Here is a 17,833-nt window from a genome sequence, read left to right as displayed (position 1 = left end):
CCTTCTTCGAAGGCAAATCAATCAAAAAGTTCAATCTTTACCTTCATATTATTAAAATGGGTATAGGGCAATACTTTCTCATGTTGAAGTTGACCAACAATAATACCCGGATGGCATTTGAATTTCTTAGCATATTCAACAATTATTGTTTGGTCTATGGGACTAATCATTAATTGTGACAATGCCTTTTGAGGCAATAGCGACTTTTGAGCAAAAAGATTGGCTTCCTTCTCCTTTTCCTCATCCAATACAGAGCCTTTCAGGTCTTCAAGGAAAATTTCTTTTTTGCTGTGCTTCAAAACATGGGCTGCTTCATGATAAAAACCAAACCAGAAATGATCATTAGTCTTGTATCGGCCTGATAATTGAATAATAGGATTCCGTCCCATCCACCATGCAGCCCCGCTCACTGGTGCTTTGGAAAGTCCCGGAGTAAAAGTCAGGGCAACACCAGCTTCAGCACACTTTTTCTGAAGAAGTTCCTTAAATTCCACAGGTTGGGAACTCGCTATTTCTTTGATTTCTTCTAACGCTGTAGCAAATGCTTTGGCATTATATTCGGGTAACTTTAAATTAAGGGCTTTTAGTTCGCCAATACGTAACCATGCTGAAATGGCATACGGTGAATGGGCATGAGCCATAGATACCTTAAACGCTGCTCCCAGTCGGTTTTCCATGTAAGTTTTTTCCCATTGCCTGGGCGTAGCCACTCCAAAAAATCGAAGTAAAGCATCTGTTAATTGTGAATACTTCTTTGTATCAGGAAGAAAACCAAGGCTTTTCAATTGTGGAAGAGGAAAATTTTTGACCCAGTCCACACATGTTTCAAGAAATTCTTCCTGCTCAATTCTCATCAATTCTTCCCGGTATGCATTTTCCCGATTAATCCAGAAGCTAACAGGAATTCCCAGCACCCTTTCAAGCAAAAGCGCCGTATTTCTGGATAGCGGTTCACGGCCCTTTATTAAATCATTCAATTTTTCTTTTGACCTACCCATTCTTTGGGCCAGATCTGCCTGAGACATTCTTATTTCATCAATAGTCTCTTGTATTGTGTCCCCGGGAGGTGACAACATTTCTTTCCGTAAAGTCAGGTTTTCATTCATAGCGATAGTTTTTTCCGTTTGCCACAAAAGACTGTTTAATGATAATCTTCGGTACCTAATATTTGGATATCGGTAATTTTTATGTGGTCAATGCTGTTGTCATCTTTTAAGGGGACCGGATTGTGGTTGGGTTCAAAGATTAATCTATGATTATTCGATATATCTACTGCGAAACTTCCCTTTTTATCTCCGGTCAACGGATGACATCTTGCAGCAGGGATTGACATTAAAACACTCAGATTATCGGAAGCCTTAATTTCTTCCATTCTTTGATTAACCTTCTTTGTTCTGGTTCCAAACGCTTTTTTCATCTGGGGCAGGTTGGTTAATTGCTTTTCTAGTTTCTTGGTTTTAAAGGATAATTTCACTGCAAATATATTAATATTAACGGGAAAGGTTAATAAAAGTTCAAAAAATATTCTTTTAAAATATTTTTAAATTTCAAAATAGAAACAGTTATAGGCAAATAAAATTAACAATTTGTTCGAATTTTATGGTAAATTAATCGAAGGGATTCTCAATTTTGAAAAAGAATACTCCTTTTTTGAAAAATGCAACTAACTTATATCACCTTCTAACAAGCACATTATTATTACTTTGAAAACAATAATAATGACTCCGGGGGTTGAATTCTAGAATTTCCTTCAATAAATTGCCAATGGAATCATAAATACTAAAAAGCCATGGCAATAAGCGACATTTTAAAGTGGGAAAATGAATATGACAATTCCAAGTATCCTTATGAGTTATATAAGGAATTGGTAGTTGAAGGTGGTGAACATCAGCAAAAATTTGAAATAATGGGAGCCTGGAAAACAGGATGCCTTAAAGAATGCTCAACGGGTGGTACCTATTGTGATAAATATGGACAGCACTTTATTTTTTCAGAAAGATGGAAAGAATCTACACCCGTAGGCTACAAGATATGGCAGTACATTTCAAATAATCAAGAAATTTTAAAAGAACAAGTTCCTGCAACATTCCCAAATGAAGAACCAATTTTGCTAACACACCTGAAATCTTTTAATGGGTTCGGATTTATTTGGGGTGTTTTTGCTTTACACTGCTGGTATCCAGAAATATACCCATTATATGATCAACATGTTTATAGAGCCTTTAAATACATAATATCTGGAAATAAAGAACTTTCGGAAAAAGCAGATTTAAGCTGGGATGGCTATGACACCTATCGGAATTTTTTTGTTCAGATGGTTAAAGAGGCCAATATTGATTACTGGCGACTGGATAAAGCGCTTTGGGCTTATGGCAAAAACTTAAAAACTCAAAAATCCTTTTCGCAGAAGTCCAACAAACCTATTAACCCTCAAGTTTTTGATAACACCAGAACTATCAATAAGAAGAATCAGAAAATTTGGTTAAAATCAAAAACATTGGGGCCTAAAGCAAAGTCTTTTGATTGGCGGCTAACAAACACCAATGATATAATCATAAAAAGAAAATTTAAAGGTGATCAATTAGAAGAGACAACCATAACTAAGAAAGAATTAGATGAAATAGACCAATTTGTTAGGAAAATCGATTGGATGGATTTAGCTAACAATGTAGAAAAACTAAGAAATGGTACTGAGAAAGAGGGATTCGGGTGGTTTTTGTTTAACAAATTAGGAAAGAGCACAACGGAATCTCAACTTTCCAGTCATCTAGGGGCTATATTGGTTGATTCTGAAGTTTGGGGATATAACGGGAAAAAAGTAGGCCTGAAGTTTAGGAAGACTCCTGGAGATTGGTTGCCCCAACTCCGGAAATTTTATGAATCAGAAATATCGTAAAAAATAAAAACCGCCCCCACTACGTTTAGAAGGACGGTTTTAAAAATTGGTTGCTGTTAACGTTAAAATTAAAGCTGACAGCTTATACTACTAGCATATTCACCAAAGTATTAAAATGTCAAAGAAAGAAACTCACTCTTTACTTTCCGCATAAGAATTCATTAAAGTCTTTGTGATTGGGGTAAAGCTTCTCAGAGTGATTAATAACGCATCGGTGGCTATCTTCTATTTGAGCAACAACACGCTTCCCTGCTTCATCATTGTCCAGGTAAAGATGCACCTTATGAAATGTCGGCAATAAAGCCATTAAATTTTTTGTCTGGCCTGTGCCATTCAGAATAATTGAAGTATGCCTGGGAAAAGCAGTCTTAAAAAAAGTCAAAGCCGACAAATAATCCATGAATCCCTCAAAAACATTCACTATCCCTGGATTGCCAGGAACTGTCGTAATGCTTTTAGGACTGGAAGATCCCTTCCAAAAGGAATTTCTTATTTCATACCCTCCCCTGTCATTTTGAAATCCGATGGCATAATACCGCTTATCCTCTATGGCATAATAGAGTTCTTTAAGTGGCTTACAATTTCTAATGGCATTGTCGTCAATCTTTCTTTGGTTCAGATAATCAATAAGTGCCGGTCTTTGAATGGACGAATTGGCCTTAATAATCTTTAAGGCAGAATTCCCTGGTGTTTTCTCTGTTTTACAAATAATGTGACGTGGTTTAGGAAACTCTTTTCCTGAAATAATCTGGAATGCTTCTTTTGCACTGACGTTATTTAACTTGCAGATTAGCGTAATAGCATTCCCTCCTTCACCAAGGCCAAAGTCATACCAAAGGTTCTTTTCCGTATCTACTATAAAAGATGGTTTGGTTTCGTTTCGTAATGGAGAGTTAAACCAGAATTTATGGTTTCGGTTTTTCACTGGCTGAATGCCATAGCTACTCAAAATGGCAAGGATATCAACTTGAGATATGTTTATTTCATTCACGATCTATTCAGTTTTAATTATTCGACATCAATAAAAAATGAAATTCTATTGGCAAAGCGGTTATTAAATTATCTATCAGCATTTAAAAGCGGTCAGCAAATCGGTACTCTTTCGGTTTCTCCCCTCCTCTATCATTAAACCAGCAAGACTCTTCACCGGAAAACATCCGCTATTGCAACCTATTTTGATTGTTTATTTTCAAATGGTTAACCGCATTACCGCGTAGTTTTAAAAGAAAAAGGGGATCGCATCATTCAATTTTTCGAGAGATACGAAATCCTCTGGGGCGCATATTTGATAAAGCCACATATTCATAGCCATATATTTGGCAATAGGCTTTCACGTAATTGGTAAATTTCCGATCCGATAAAGAAGTAAACCTTTGATTGGTTGCATCCAGAAAAGAATCACGCGCCTGAATTGTCCCCACACCCTCAGAAGCTGTCAATAATTCCAGGTTATCCTCAATCCATTCAGCAAAAGATTGATTGGTCTCCCGGATAAGTTCTTTTTGTTGCGGGTCTTTTTCATGATATTCGGTAACACCATGCATCAAAAACATCATCACGCAATTAAGCATGAAAACATCAAACCGACGCCACTCCATTTCATCCCAGTCACTAAAGAAGGTGCTTTCATAATAATCCAGCGGTGTAAGCTTATTGCTAAAAAACTGGAAAACCTCAATTTGGTGCTGGCGACGCAGAAAAGAACCGCTGTTCCCTTTCAGAATATTGTTGGTAGTAATAACAATTGTGGGAGATTCCTCAACAGACAACTCAATTTCATCCCTATTTTTCTTATTGATATTTCTAAAACCGGAAGTTATGATTGAAAACAGATCTTCAAAATTGAATCCCCGCTTAACATCATCAATCCCCACAATTCTGACACTTTCATCAATCTTCTGCCAAACAAAATCCGCTTTCGCATCAAATTTCTTCCCATCAAACAAAGCAGTCTTTCTAAGTTTTGACAAGGCATCAACAATCAGGCTTTTTCCACTTCCTCCTTCCGGAGCAGAACTCACCTTTTCATCATTAATAATAACCGCCCGTGATGTTGCAGATGTCTTGTAATCGAACAAGCAATAACCCATTACAGAGCAAATTCTCTTAAAGCGCTCTTCATTACCTTCACTAAGCTTGGAAATAAAATCCTGAAACATCGGTGGTGTTATTTCAATATCTGTTTCGGCATTGAAAGTGCGGGAGATAATATGATCTTTCCAGATTAAGCGTTTAAACTGATGATAAGGAATCGGTTGTTGAATGCCCTTCGCAGTAACTTTCACAACTCCATTCTGAAAATAAAAGAATGATTCACCTGGTTTATCTCTGTGCATTTTAGGTTTTATAGTCTCCACAGCATCCAGATATTTCAAAGAGAATAGAACCGTTTTATTGAGTATGTAATCTGTTAATCGGTCATTTTCCAGGGTCTTGACAAAGTTTAAAACAATTTCTTTCACCTCTGAGGTAGAAATCTTGGAGACAATATAGTCCTGAACAAGGACTAAGTCGAAATCCGCACCCTGTCTGATCTTTCGGATTCCTTTTCCATGAATAAACCTGAAAAATCTTGAAGACGAAAACCTTATCTTCTTATCTTCAGTTTCTTTAATAAAATCACTCCCGTCAACATGCGAGTGATTGAGCTTACCATCAGACATACCAGTGGCCATCTGAGTATTATCAGTTATTTTCATCCGAATAAAAGTTTGTTTGATTTACCGGTTATTATCCGGTTAAAGTGAATAGAAAAGGCAGGTTAAGACACAACCTGCCTGGTTATTGCTAGATCTTATTCAAGTACTCCTCTATATCAGAAGCTTTGTAATAGATCTTTTTACCGGACTTCCTAAACTTAATGGTCTGATTGTCGCGCATGTTTTGCAGAGTGCGCTTACTTACTTTGAGGATTTTACACACCTCGTCGCTTACATACCATTTTTCTTTAAAGCCGTCATTGCTTTTTAAATCAAGATTTTCAAGTTTATCAGATATTCTATCAATCTTGCGCATTAATTTCCCGAACTCATGTTCGTCTATTATCATTATTTGACTTGCCATTGCAATAATTTTAAGAATTAACACTGCACCGTTGACGTCAGTTGGTGTTTTAATTACGTTGGCAAATCAAAGCAATATGGAGTTTAAAAGGAAATGCGCAATTATGCACATGTATTTGTAATCACCTATCCTACTAACGATTAACATCCTCTTTTATTAATAAACTAACCATTTTCTGAAACTTTTTAAGAACAGTTTTAACAGCAGCCTCATCCCTTTCATAAGACAAATTTCGAAGTTGGTTGGCCTCAATAGGCCCTTTCCCTTTAAGAGAAATAATTTCACTTATTATTTTTGTATCCTTGGTTCTATTCCGGTAGAGAATTCCCGTCTCATAAAGAGCCCCAATCATTATACCCAGTTGCTTTTCATCCAAATCAACAAAAATTTTATTTTTAGGATCTTGATAAGTATTGGAAAGATTAGGCTCATTATTATTTTCAAATTCAGAATGGTCAATCAAATCCGTAAATAACTCATCCAATTGACTAATCAATGTTGGTTTAGAATCGTCTTTATATAAAATCTGACGATATCGTTTAATGGTTTCTGATTGCGCAATATTTACTAATCTATCCTTTTGCTTTTTTAAAAACGCATGCAACTCCTTTCCTTCTTTATATATAGCAATCTTATATATTTTAGATTTGAAATAGGGTATGATTAGATCTTCACACAAATTGTTAAATATAAGAGTGTCAACCACGAATTCCTCAATCTCATCTTGTTTTTTAATAGTTTTAGTTTTTGCCTTTAAATCCTGAGCAATTTGAAGGTAAAAAAACCTTCTAAATGATAGGTTTTCATACACATATACCCCTATAAAGTCTTGCACATGATCTTCAAAGGTCATATCTATTGCGTCAATATTTAGATCTACATCCAAAATAAAATTATAGGGAAGTCTATAGATATGCGGATATAGATTTTTTATGTTTTTTCTGGTATTATCTATATCATCTTCTGTGAATTTTACTCTATATTTTTTTTGCAATTCCTCTGATACCTTATTTTCCTTAAAGATTTGCATTTTTAACATTGAATGATCTCTATAAATCTCATTTGAATCCCGCTTTTCAATTTTATATTCCAGTTTCTCTTTATCCAAACCATTATTTTCAACATCCAACCCTATCTCGTTAACTACTATATTAATAAGAAATAAAATCTCATCGTATAGTTGATAATAATTCTCTAATTTGACATGAAAATTCTGTGGATGATTAATTCGAAATAATGTAAACTGAGATTGATAAACCCGTTTTTCAATCTCTTTCTTGTAAAACATTAAACGCTTTAATATCCGAGAAAAGAAGACCTCCATTTCATCAGGTTCGATTTTACTGTAATATACTTCTCGAAAGGCTGTTCTGGCTTTAAGAGCTTCTTCCTTTATTTCTTCAATTAAACCCGGTGCATAGATTTTTTTATTATCCCAATGAGTAAAGACTTTATAATCATATTCATCTACGAGGGAATCAAAATACCTTAAAATATAACTCATTTGTAAAATCAATATTGAAAATAAGACAAAAAATAAGTTTCCTAAAATACTTTATTTTGCCCAAACAATACGTCATTAAAAAATATGAAAAATTTGAATCAAATTGTTTAATAAAATGTGGCCCATTTTTTTCAATTTAGGTTCGAATCCTTTTCATTAAAAATATTACCTTTGAAGTGAAATAGAGTTCATTTTGAAGTGAGCTAAAACACCCTAATTAACATAACGTGGGTGGACTTGCAGAGGACTAAGCTTAACGCCTCAGTTAAAATATTGAAAGAGTGGTATTTGAAGGCAAAAATTCATTTCCCTCTCTCTCCGCAAAAACCATCCTTTTTTTAAGGGTGGTTTTTTTTTGCCTGGACTTAAAGGTCTCAAACAATTTTTTTGTAAAAAACTTCCGCAAGCCCTCCTGTAATAGCTGCAATGGTATCACTGCCCCCTCCTATGGAAACAGCCAATCGTATGGTATCTTCAAAGTCCCGACTCTCCAAAAATGCAATAACAGCCTTAGGAACGATAACCTGACAAGTTTCATCAAATTGATTATGCGCCCGAATGGTATCACAGCTAGCAGTGAGATCACAACCACATGTCCTTTCTATTGTCGATTTTATCTCTTTATTTCGAGCTCCCTTTCCAGCTAAAAACATAGCCTCAACAGCCGATCTGGCCCCTTTCAATCCTTCAGGATGGTTGTGGGTTACTCCGGTAACCATATCAGAATATTGTAAGGCATCCTCAAGACAGGTAAAGTAATTCCCCACCTGACTAATGCGCATGGCTGCCACGTTCCCAAAACTATTGTATGGCTCAGGCATGGATTCGAGTGATGAAATCCATTGGGGAAACCGGATCCCATAACTCTCATCCGGATACTTATTACACCACTCTTTTAGCGTTGTTGTAAAACGCTCAGCGCTGGTTAACCCACACTCACTCGAAACCAATATCCAATGAACCACAGCCATGGTGTAAACTGTATCATCGGTAAAGGTGCTATCTTCTGTAAAGAATTCGAAATCTGTTGCACATAATAATTAAATTCAAAACGCGCCCCCCACAAAGTCACCAATTATTGCTCTTATCATTTTATTCCAATTTGTATATCTTGTTAACCAAAAATCTTAATTAAACACCAAATAAATGCATTTCCAATATATTTACGCTAAAGAATTAAAACAAAAAATAACTCATAAACAAACAATTAATATTTGTATTATTTTTCTAATTTTGCTTTACAAAAAAGATGATATTACTAAACAGATATCTTTAATTCACAACGTAATGATTACAAACATCACTTTTTTAATGTCCAATGTAATGTCACAATAGAATCACTAAATCAAAAACACCATAAATAAACCATACCACCACTAATCCACGAAAAACAGCACTTATGCGATCATTCCTTCTTTGCAGCTTTCTAACCTTTTTTGTTTTAAATATTTCTGCCCAATCTGATTTCCGGCCTGGTTTTATCATAACCAATTCTTTAGACACTCTCCATGGGTTTGTGGACTATAGAGGTGAGATCCGAAATATGAAGGTTTGTAATTTTAAAGAACACAAAGCAGCTCCGGCACGGGAATTCAATCCCGGTGACATATACGGATACAGATACAATTCGGGCAAATTTTACATCACAAAACAAATCAAAACTGAAGCATTCAGTGATACTGTCTTTGTAGAGTTTCTTCTTAAAGGAATTTCAAACCTGTTCTTTTATAGAAGTTTAAATTATACAGCCTACTTCATTGAATCAGAAAAAGGCGAATTACTGGAATTAAAGGCTGAAGATATAGAAATAGAAAAAGACGGGGCAATTTATTACCGGGAGTCCAAAAAATACATTGGTCTTCTAAATTATGCTTTTTCTGACATACCGGAAATCAGACAAAATATTGCTGACGCAGAACTAAACCACAAATCCATGATACAAATTACCCGGAAGTATCATGATTATAAATGCAGCGACGATGCTTGCATTGTTTATGAAAAGAAGATACCCGTCTTAAAGGTTGAACTTAAACCACTGCTGGGGTTTTCTTTAAGCTCCATTTCTTTTGACAACTCTAATCTGGAAGAAATAAATTTTCAAACAAGCACCAGTCCAACTGCGGGAATTGGAATGAACTTTATTGTGCCACGCTGGAATGAAAAAATCACATTCCAAATCAATCTATCTTTAAATAAAGACTATTTCTATGGATCTCAATCCTTTTCAACTCCAGCAATTCCCAATAACTTATACTATCATATTCATAAAACTAGTTTAATAGCTTGTTATGCCTTCAAATACACCTACCCTACCGGCAAGATCAGACCTCAGATGTTATTAGGTCTCTATACCGATTTAATCATTAACCAGAAGACAAGTTTTTATTCAGAAAGATATGTTTTAAATACTGTATATACCTCCGAAGGAAATCCCGACTTATTCAATTCCATTAACAAAGGTATTACTGCAGGCCTTGGGATTGAATACAAATTCCTTAAAAAATTAAGAGCCTTTAGTAGTTTATCAATCTTATATGGCAGCAATACTCAAAATAATGATCTCAAAACCATTGCCACTTCCCTCAGATTTTCAACAGGATTAACCTTTTAACCTGCATTCAAATGAAAAGATTACTTTTTGCTCTTATAATTCTTATTCTGATATCTTTAACCACTTGTCAGAAAGAGGTAATTGAATCGCAAGATTACCCACGCATAAAAACGCTGGAAGTAACAAATATCTCCAATATGGGAGCCACTTTTAATGCAAAAATACTATCAGAAGGAAACAGTCCGAACATTGAATATGGCTTTACCTGGGATACCATTCCAGACCCTCATCCTTTTAGTTCTGAAAAAATTGAAAAGCAACAAACCATCGGTAAAGGCAAGTTTGAATTTACCATTAATTCATCTCTGCTAAAAGAGAGAAGATATTTCGTTAAAGCTTATGTAAAAACCAAAAACCATTTTGTTTTAGGGCAAGCCGTTCAATTTCTGAGCAGAGGAAGTTTACCACCGGTGATTTCATCAATTGAGCCTCAGGTTGCCAGCTGGGGAGATACAATAAATCTTAAAGGAGAAGGATTCAGTTCAAGAAGTAACGAAGTATTCTTTGGTACCCTCCCGGGAGAAGTCATCTATCATTCAGACTCATTAGTAAAAGCAATTGTCCCTTCTGAAGAAAATGAATTGGCCGTAAAAATCATAGTCAATTCTGGCACCAGTGAAGTTAGCTCTTCAGGTGTATTCACTTACATAAGCCCAACAATAAATGAATTTACTCCTAAATCCGGTAGTTTTGGTGATGAGATTTCCATTTCCGGAGCAAATTTCATGAAAAACAAAGGGTTAAAGGTTACTTTTAATGGAAAAACAGCCAACATCACCGAAGCTTCAAATGCTGAGCTAATTGTTCAGGTTCCACCTGAAGCCAATCAAAAAGAACTGGAAATATGTGTCTCGGTAAATGGTATCACCGACTGCTACCCGCATAAATTTACCGTGAATGCCCCTTTCGGAGAACGCATTTCTCACAGAAAAGCAGAGACAGGACAATCCATTTTCATAGAAGGCCGAAATTTCAATCCGATTAACACCAACAACACTGTTTATTTTGATGATTTAGCTGCTATCCCTCAAAATGCTTCAAATAGCCGCCTGGAAGTAAAGGTACCTGAAGGCATATATATCACAAGAGACATCAAGATACGCATTGAAACTGCAGAACAGAAGCAAGTCATGAATTCGGGTTTATATATCTCAGATGTGTGGCTAAATAAAGGTAAGATTCCTGACAATGATTATCCACAATCAGCTGTTTACAGTTTTAGCCATGAACAGTATGGATATTGTGCCTTCGGCACCAATAATACAATTTATTGCTATAGATACGATCCCGCTACCAACCAATGGAGTGAGATGGGAAAATTCCCAGGATCTTACAGATTCCATATGACTGTTTTTGTGATTGAGGACTTCGCATATATAGGTGGATTTAATAACAATAAAGATTTCTGGAAGTACGATATACTAAATAATTCCTGGGAGCAAATAGCTGATTTTCCAGAGAATAATGAAGGGTTAACCGCATTTGCTTTAAACGGAAAAGGATATGCCATTTCTACTGAGTCCAGAGAAAATAATTTTTGGATGTACGATCCGAATAGTGATACATGGCAACAAATTGATGATTTCACAACAGATAATTGGTGGCATGCGTATGCAGATATAAATTTTGTTCATAACAACAAAGCCTATATCTTAACATCTGATGGGACTACCGCAAAAGATGAGTTATGGGAATACAATCCGGTGTCCGATACATGGACTCGTCTGGCAGATCAGATTGATAATCTATTCTATAGCAAGAGATGTGTATTTGTGTTGGGAAACAATGCCTACCTTATGTCTGATGGTCACTACCCCTATTTATGCAAATATGACATTCTGAACAATAAATGGACTATTATTGACAACGCTAATGGGGTAAGAAATGGCGTATGCTTCACAATCAACGATGTGGCATACATCCAGGGCGATCCGGATAAGAATAATTCTTCTAATAATTTCTGGGAGTATAATCCAAATCCCTGATCTTCTCGAATCCAAAAGCCGGATTTACCCTTTTCTGTTCATGAAATTCCAAATTTCCCTATATTTAAAAATCAAACATTGCTAACAAAACAAAAACATGAAACAAAAACTACTTGGAATCTTTTTATTAGGGATATTCACCCTTGCAGGAGTTGGATGCAACACAGAAATATGGAAGGACAACAGCTATTCACCCGAAGAACGGGCAGATGATTTGCTGAAGGAACTGACACTGGAAGAAAAAGTGTCACTCATGGTAGATCGCAATACCGCTATTGAACGACTGGGAATTGAAGAATACAACTGGTGGAATGAAGCCTTACATGGAGTAGCCCGCGCCGGGCAGGCAACCGTATTCCCACAACCGGTGGGAATGGCAGCAGCATTTGACCGCGATATGGTGTTGGATGTTTTTTCCGCCGCATCGGATGAAGCGCGTGCCAAACACCACTTTTTCAAGGAACGCGGAGAACGAGGTCGCTATCAGGGGCTGACCATGTGGACACCCAACATCAATGTTTTTCGTGATCCGCGATGGGGCCGTGGCATGGAAGCCTACGGTGAAGATCCTTTTATGAACGGCGTCCTGGGAACGGCAGTGGTAAAGGGTTTGCAGGGCGATCGCTCCGGCAAATATGACAAACTGCATGCCTGCGCCAAGCATTATGCAGTCCACTCTGGCCCAGAGTGGAACCGTCACTCCTTTAATGCCGAAAACATCAGGCCAAGAGATTTACATGAAACCTATTTACCGGCATTTAAAAAACTGGTGATAGATGGTGATGTACGTATGGTGATGTGTGCCTACAATCGTTTTGAAGGCGAACCCTGCTGCGGCAACAATCAATTATTAAGAGATATTCTGCGCAATGAGTGGGGATTCGACGGAGTAGTGGTTTCTGATTGCTGGGCAATCAATGATTTTTTCAATAAGGATGCGCATGCCATGTATCCTGATGCAAAAACTGCTTCTACGGATGCTGTGCTGGCAGGTACCGATCTGAATTGCGGAGACAGCTACCCATCTCTGGTAGAAGCAGTTGAACAAGGATTGATTACAGAAGAACAACTGGATATTTCCCTGCGACGGTTGCTGATTGCCCGTTTTGAGCTGGGCGAGATGGATCCGGACGAAGAGGTGGAATGGTCAAAAATTCCTCATTCCGTAGTATCATCCCCGACACATTCCGAGATGGCACTTGAAGCCGCCCGAAAATCCATGACACTGCTGATGAACAAAAACGGAGCCCTTCCACTGAAAAAAGAAGGACTCACAGTTGCAGTAATGGGCCCCAACGCCAATGATTCACTCATGCAGTGGGGCAACTACAATGGAACCCCGGCCACAACAACTACCATTTTACAGGGAATCCGCAATGCCCTGGGAAATGATGACCAGGTAATCTATGAGCAGGGAACCCAATGGGTGGACGATCGCATTTTCAAAAGTGTATTCGACCAGTGCATCAGCGAAAATGGCCAGGGTTTTACGGCACAATATTGGAACAATCCTGATCGAGAAGGAGAGCCGGATGTAGAAACAATCGTAAATACTCCATTCAATTTCCATACCGGTGGAGCTACCGTTTTTGCACCCGGAGTTAACCTGACCGATTTCTCAGCCCGCTACAAAAGTGTGTTCACGCCGGAACAATCGGGCGAGGTGTTCTTCAATTTTTACGTCAATGGCATTATCCGTTTACTGATAGACGGAGAACCTGTATTCGAACACAGGGCAGAGCATGGCGGACGCAAACAGGAATACAAAATGGAGGCCGAGGCAGGCAAATCCTACGAAATTGAGCTGGAATATGCCCACTTTATGTCCGAAGCTGAACTGGTCTTTAATATGGGCTACATGGCTAAAGTAGACATTCCGTCTTCCGTGGCCAAAGTGGCTGATGCGGATGTGGTTGTTTTTGCCAGTGGTATCTCGCCTTTTCTCGAAGGAGAAGAGATGGGCGTAGATCTTCCGGGCTTCAAGGGAGGTGATCGCACAGATATCGCCCTGCCTGCGATTCAGAAAGAGATGCTCAAAGCATTACACAAAGCCGGAAAAGAAATAATCCTGGTCAACTGTTCCGGCTCTGCCATTGGATTTGAGGAGGCTACAGATTACTCCTCAGCCATTTTGCAGGCATGGTATCCTGGTCAGGCCGGCGGACAAGCCGTTGCCGAGGTTTTGTTTGGTGACTACAATCCTGCTGGTCGATTACCGGTAACTTTTTACAAAAGCGTAGATCAGCTCCCCGATTTCCAGGATTACAACATGACCAACCGTACTTACCGCTATTTCGAGGGAGAGCCCTTGTATCCGTTTGGTTATGGCTTGAGCTATACAACCTTCAGCTATGATCAACCTGAATTAAGCCAAACATCTATCTCAACAGAGGAAGAAGCCTCTTTAAAGGTTTCCGTTGCCAATACCGGTGATTATGATGGAGAAGAAGTGGTTCAGCTTTACCTTCAGAAACCCGATGACACTGAAGGACCATCATTAACCTTGCGCGGCTTTCAGCGGGTATTTATTCCTAAAGGAGAAACTGTGGAGGTGGAATTTCAACTTACTGAAGAAGTTCTGGAATGGTGGAATGCCGATGCTCAGCGCATGACTCCCCTGGCCGGCGATTATCGTCTGTTGGTTGGCGGCTCTTCGCGTATGCAGGATTTACAAGAAGTTGCACTCACGGTAGTTCAGTAAATCACTGACTTTCTTAAATATTCAGCCATCTGCATTCCGTGCAGGTGGCTTTTTTTTATTCTCTAAATTCTAAAACCATTTCTATAAAATAATTGTTAGTTTTAAGTCAATCAACCACATAAGGCATATAAAAAATGGAGATTCTTCACCCTTCCTTTTCCTTAAAACAAACAGGATGAAAACCTGGAAGCAAGAGCCCTTGGAGGTTGCCCTAGGGTTTAGTTAACCCGCGGGGTTGTCAAAAAAGCACAATTTTGATGTCATTCTGAGCTTGTCGAAGAATCTGTTCGTTCGAAAGACAGATATTTAGACTAAGCTCAACATGACACTTTTTTAGTGCTTTGCACTTCTTGGACAGCCTCAGGTATTTCAATTTAAGTACCGTTCAAATTAAATCCAACACCATGCGAAACAAAAAACCATCCAAAGACACTGATCGCAGAACATTCCTAAAAAATATTGGGATGCTAAGTGCTGCAGGATTTTTAGGTACCGGAATTTTAAATACTGCATGTGGGACCAACACATCCGGCAACACAAATAATAAAGTCCCCGGCATTGCACTGGTTGGATTGGGTGGATATGCCACCGGGCAACTGGCACCTGCTCTTCAGGAAACAAAACACTGCAAACTTACCGGAATTGTTACCGTAACTCCTGCAAAAGAGAAGGAATGGATGAAAAAATACAACATCCCCAGAGAGAATGTGTATAATTATGACAATTTCGACAGCATAGCCGACAATAAGGACATCGACATCATCTATATTGTGCTTCCCAACAGCATGCATGCCGAATATTCTATCCGTGCCGCCAAAGCCGGGAAACATGTGATCTGCGAAAAGCCGATGACCACAACCGTAGAAGATGCCCAAGCCATCATCCGGGCCTGTAACGAAAACAATGTCAAACTATCTGTGGGTTACCGGCTTCACTTCGAACCTCATCATTTGCGGGCAATGGAACTGGGGCAGACAGAAGAAATGGGCAAAGTGCTCAACACCGATGCCGCATTTAGCTTTGTTCTCAACAATAAGAGCTGGAGGCTGGACAAGGAAATGGCAGGTGGCGGCCCACTAATGGATATAGGCATTTACACCATTCAGGGTGCCTGTTACACCAAAGGGCAATGGCCGGTGGAAGTGGAAGCCCGGTATGGTGAGGTAACCAAACCAGAACTCTTCGATTCGGTGGAGCAGTCCATCTCTTTTACACTTAAGTTTCCTGATGGCACCACTTCCAAACACAATACGAGTTATGCGGACAACGCAAATTACCTGAAGACAACAGCCGAAAACGGGTGGTGGGAGCTAAACCCGGCATATAGTTATGGTCACCTCAGGGGAAAAACCAGCAATGGACAGATGGACCTTCCCAATGTTAACCAGCAGGCGCGACAGATGGATGCCTTTGCCCTCAGCATTATCAGGGATACCCCCATCCTTGCAACGGGTGATATGGGATTAAGAGATATGATGATAATGGAGGCCATTTATCAATCTGCTGATACGGGAAAACCGGTGCCACTTCACCTGAACGGACTGGACATACCCCAATTCAGGCTCCATAAGGAGGTGAATGCATTAATTTAATCACCGTTTAAATTTCAACTCTCTCTCCACTGCTTCAATCATGCTACCGGCGATGTCTTTGTTGGAAGCCCCTTCGATCCCCTGTAACCCTAGGGAAGAATTGACTTCCAGTAGCATGGGGCCATTTTTGCCTCGGATAATATCAACTCCCGCCACCTTCAGATGCAGGGTTTTGGCAGCTAAAAGTGCCATACGTCGCTCCTCTTGCGTTATTTTAGTGAGGGATGCCACCCCACCCATGTGAATGTTGGCACGGAATTCACCAGGCGCGGCAGTCCTCATAATGCTGGCCACCACTTTACCATTCACTACAAAACAACGAATATCTTTCCCCCCGGCCTCTTTTACAAACTCCTGAACCAGGATATTGGCCCGTAAACTTTTAAAGGCATTGATGAGACTCTCGGCAGCCTTCTTGGTTTCGGCCAGCACCACCCCTTTGCCCTGTGTTCCTTCCAACAGTTTAACGATAAGCGGGGCACCACCCACCATTCTGATCAGCTCATTGGTATCAAGCGGTGAATTGGCAAATCCCGTGGTGGGGATAGTTAATCCATTGTTGATCAGCAACTGCAGAGAGTAAAGTTTATCTCTGGACTGTGTAATTGCCCTTGCGGAGTTTAGCGTATAAACGCCCATGGCCTCAAAATGCCTTGTCAGGGCGCAACCATAAAATGTAGCACTGGGCCTGATGCGGGGAATAATAGCATCAAAATCATTAAGGATACGTCCGCCACGGTAGTGCATTTCCGGATTACGTCCATCAAGTTTAATGTAACAGTCCTTAATATTCAAAAACTCCATTTCATGTCCCCGCTCCTGTCCTGCCTCCATGATACGTTTATTGCTGTAAAGAGAAGGATCACTGGCCAAAAGACCTATTTTTAAGCCGGTTGGACGGGCAACATGTGAATTGTAAAAACCATCCAGCATTTGGGGAGTCATTTCCCCAAGCAGGAAAGAGGCTTCAGGGTCAACGACAATCCTTCCAGCCATCGCCTGCCTTCCCAGAAGCATCCTGTACCCCATAGAATCCCGGTTGGTCAGCGTAATTTCTATCGTCCACGCTTCATCAGCAACAGCCAAAACGGATTCTATCACAAACCGGGTCTCACTGACACCACTGGAACTTTTCACCCTTCTTTTACCCAACACCGGAGCTTCGCAATTTATGGTCGTCCGGCCGTCATCCTGCAACGGGTGTACGTCAAAGCTAATCCAGGATTCTCCGTTTTTGGTAAATGGAGTAATATTTACGGCATGCAAAGCCGACGTTCTTGCTCCTGAGTCAATTCGGGCCTTGATGGCTGGAATATTCAATTGAGGCAGATTGCACCACTCCTCACTACCAACTATTATTTTATTCAGGTTCATTCGTTTATATTCATAAATATGTTTTTGTACCTCTAAACTTCGTTGTTAGAATTAATCCACCGAAAATTAGTTGTTTTCACACTGGAATCCGCACCTCAACAAACAAA

At 39.2% G+C, this 17,833-nt stretch carries 12 protein-coding genes and 1 pseudogene; 5 read left to right on the top strand and 8 right to left on the bottom strand.

The features are described 5' to 3' along the window. Positions 1-17: 17 nt before the first annotated feature. Together W7W_RS0100345 and W7W_RS0100340 are read right to left on the bottom strand one after the other, a co-directional pair. Positions 18-1,106 carry an ImmA/IrrE family metallo-endopeptidase gene (locus W7W_RS0100345; RefSeq protein ID WP_010661892.1) on the bottom strand — a complete coding sequence of 363 codons (1,089 nt, stop codon included), beginning with the start codon at positions 1,104-1,106 and terminating at the stop codon, positions 18-20. Between the two features lie 35 nt (positions 1,107-1,141). Then, positions 1,142-1,417 (bottom strand): toxin protein of toxin/antitoxin module, HigA family, encoded by a 276-nt coding sequence (locus tag W7W_RS0100340; RefSeq protein ID WP_010661891.1) that lies wholly within the window; start codon positions 1,415-1,417, stop codon positions 1,142-1,144. Positions 1,418-1,789: 372 nt separating this feature from the next. On the opposite strand from W7W_RS0100340, the gene W7W_RS22685 reads away from it, so the two are divergent. After that, a complete protein-coding gene (locus tag W7W_RS22685) occupies positions 1,790-2,896 on the top strand; it encodes a hypothetical protein (RefSeq protein ID WP_010661890.1) in 1,107 nt (368 codons plus the stop codon). 139 nt (positions 2,897-3,035) lie between these two features. Here W7W_RS22685 and W7W_RS0100330 read toward each other — a convergent pair whose 3' ends face one another. From W7W_RS0100330 to W7W_RS21460, 5 genes and pseudogenes are all read right to left on the bottom strand, one after another. Continuing rightward, complete coding sequence (locus W7W_RS0100330; protein ID WP_010661889.1) at positions 3,036-3,887, bottom strand: toprim domain-containing protein; 852 nt, start codon at positions 3,885-3,887, stop codon at positions 3,036-3,038. 250 nt (positions 3,888-4,137) lie between these two features. Further along, positions 4,138-5,595: a DNA primase gene (locus tag W7W_RS0100325; RefSeq protein WP_010661888.1), complete on the bottom strand. Its 1,458-nt coding sequence runs from the start codon at positions 5,593-5,595 to the stop codon at positions 4,138-4,140. 88 nt (positions 5,596-5,683) lie between these two features. Next, positions 5,684-5,959, bottom strand: coding sequence for a helix-turn-helix domain-containing protein (locus W7W_RS0100320; protein ID WP_025006982.1), 276 nt, complete (start codon positions 5,957-5,959; stop codon positions 5,684-5,686). A 133-nt stretch (positions 5,960-6,092) separates the two neighbouring features. After that, complete coding sequence (locus W7W_RS0100315) at positions 6,093-7,463, bottom strand: hypothetical protein (protein ID WP_010661886.1); 1,371 nt, start codon at positions 7,461-7,463, stop codon at positions 6,093-6,095. Between the two features lie 374 nt (positions 7,464-7,837). Continuing rightward, positions 7,838-8,461 (bottom strand): annotated as a pseudogene (locus W7W_RS21460) (ADP-ribosylglycohydrolase family protein); the annotation flags it as partial. A gap of 401 nt (positions 8,462-8,862) precedes the next feature. Between W7W_RS21460 and W7W_RS0100295 the strand changes: the two are divergent. The 4 genes from W7W_RS0100295 (at position 8,863) to W7W_RS0100280 (ending at position 16,352) form a co-directional block, all read left to right on the top strand. Next, positions 8,863-10,074, top strand: a complete 1,212-nt coding sequence (locus tag W7W_RS0100295; protein ID WP_010661883.1) for an outer membrane beta-barrel protein — start codon at positions 8,863-8,865, stop codon at positions 10,072-10,074. Positions 10,075-10,085: 11 nt separating this feature from the next. Beyond that, positions 10,086-12,059 (top strand): IPT/TIG domain-containing protein, encoded by a 1,974-nt coding sequence (locus tag W7W_RS0100290; RefSeq protein ID WP_010661882.1) that lies wholly within the window; start codon positions 10,086-10,088, stop codon positions 12,057-12,059. Positions 12,060-12,156: 97 nt separating this feature from the next. Further along, positions 12,157-14,760, top strand: coding sequence for a xylan 1,4-beta-xylosidase (gene xyl3A / locus W7W_RS0100285; RefSeq protein ID WP_010661881.1), 2,604 nt, complete (start codon positions 12,157-12,159; stop codon positions 14,758-14,760). A gap of 404 nt (positions 14,761-15,164) precedes the next feature. Then, on the top strand, positions 15,165-16,352 hold the full coding sequence (locus tag W7W_RS0100280) for a Gfo/Idh/MocA family protein (RefSeq protein ID WP_010661880.1): 1,188 nt from the start codon (positions 15,165-15,167) through the stop codon (positions 16,350-16,352). Here W7W_RS0100280 and rimK read toward each other — a convergent pair whose 3' ends face one another. After that, positions 16,353-17,726 (bottom strand): 30S ribosomal protein S6--L-glutamate ligase, encoded by a 1,374-nt coding sequence (gene rimK, locus W7W_RS0100275; RefSeq protein WP_010661879.1) that lies wholly within the window; start codon positions 17,724-17,726, stop codon positions 16,353-16,355. It abuts the gene before it with no gap. Between the last annotated feature and the right edge of the window lie 107 nt (positions 17,727-17,833).

The sequence above is a fragment of the Marinilabilia salmonicolor JCM 21150 genome, assembly GCF_000259075.1.
Taxonomy (GTDB): Bacteria; Bacteroidota; Bacteroidia; order Bacteroidales; family Marinilabiliaceae; genus Marinilabilia; species Marinilabilia salmonicolor.
Note: the sequence above shows the minus strand (reverse complement) of the source record. Positions and strands in the feature narration are given on the sequence as shown.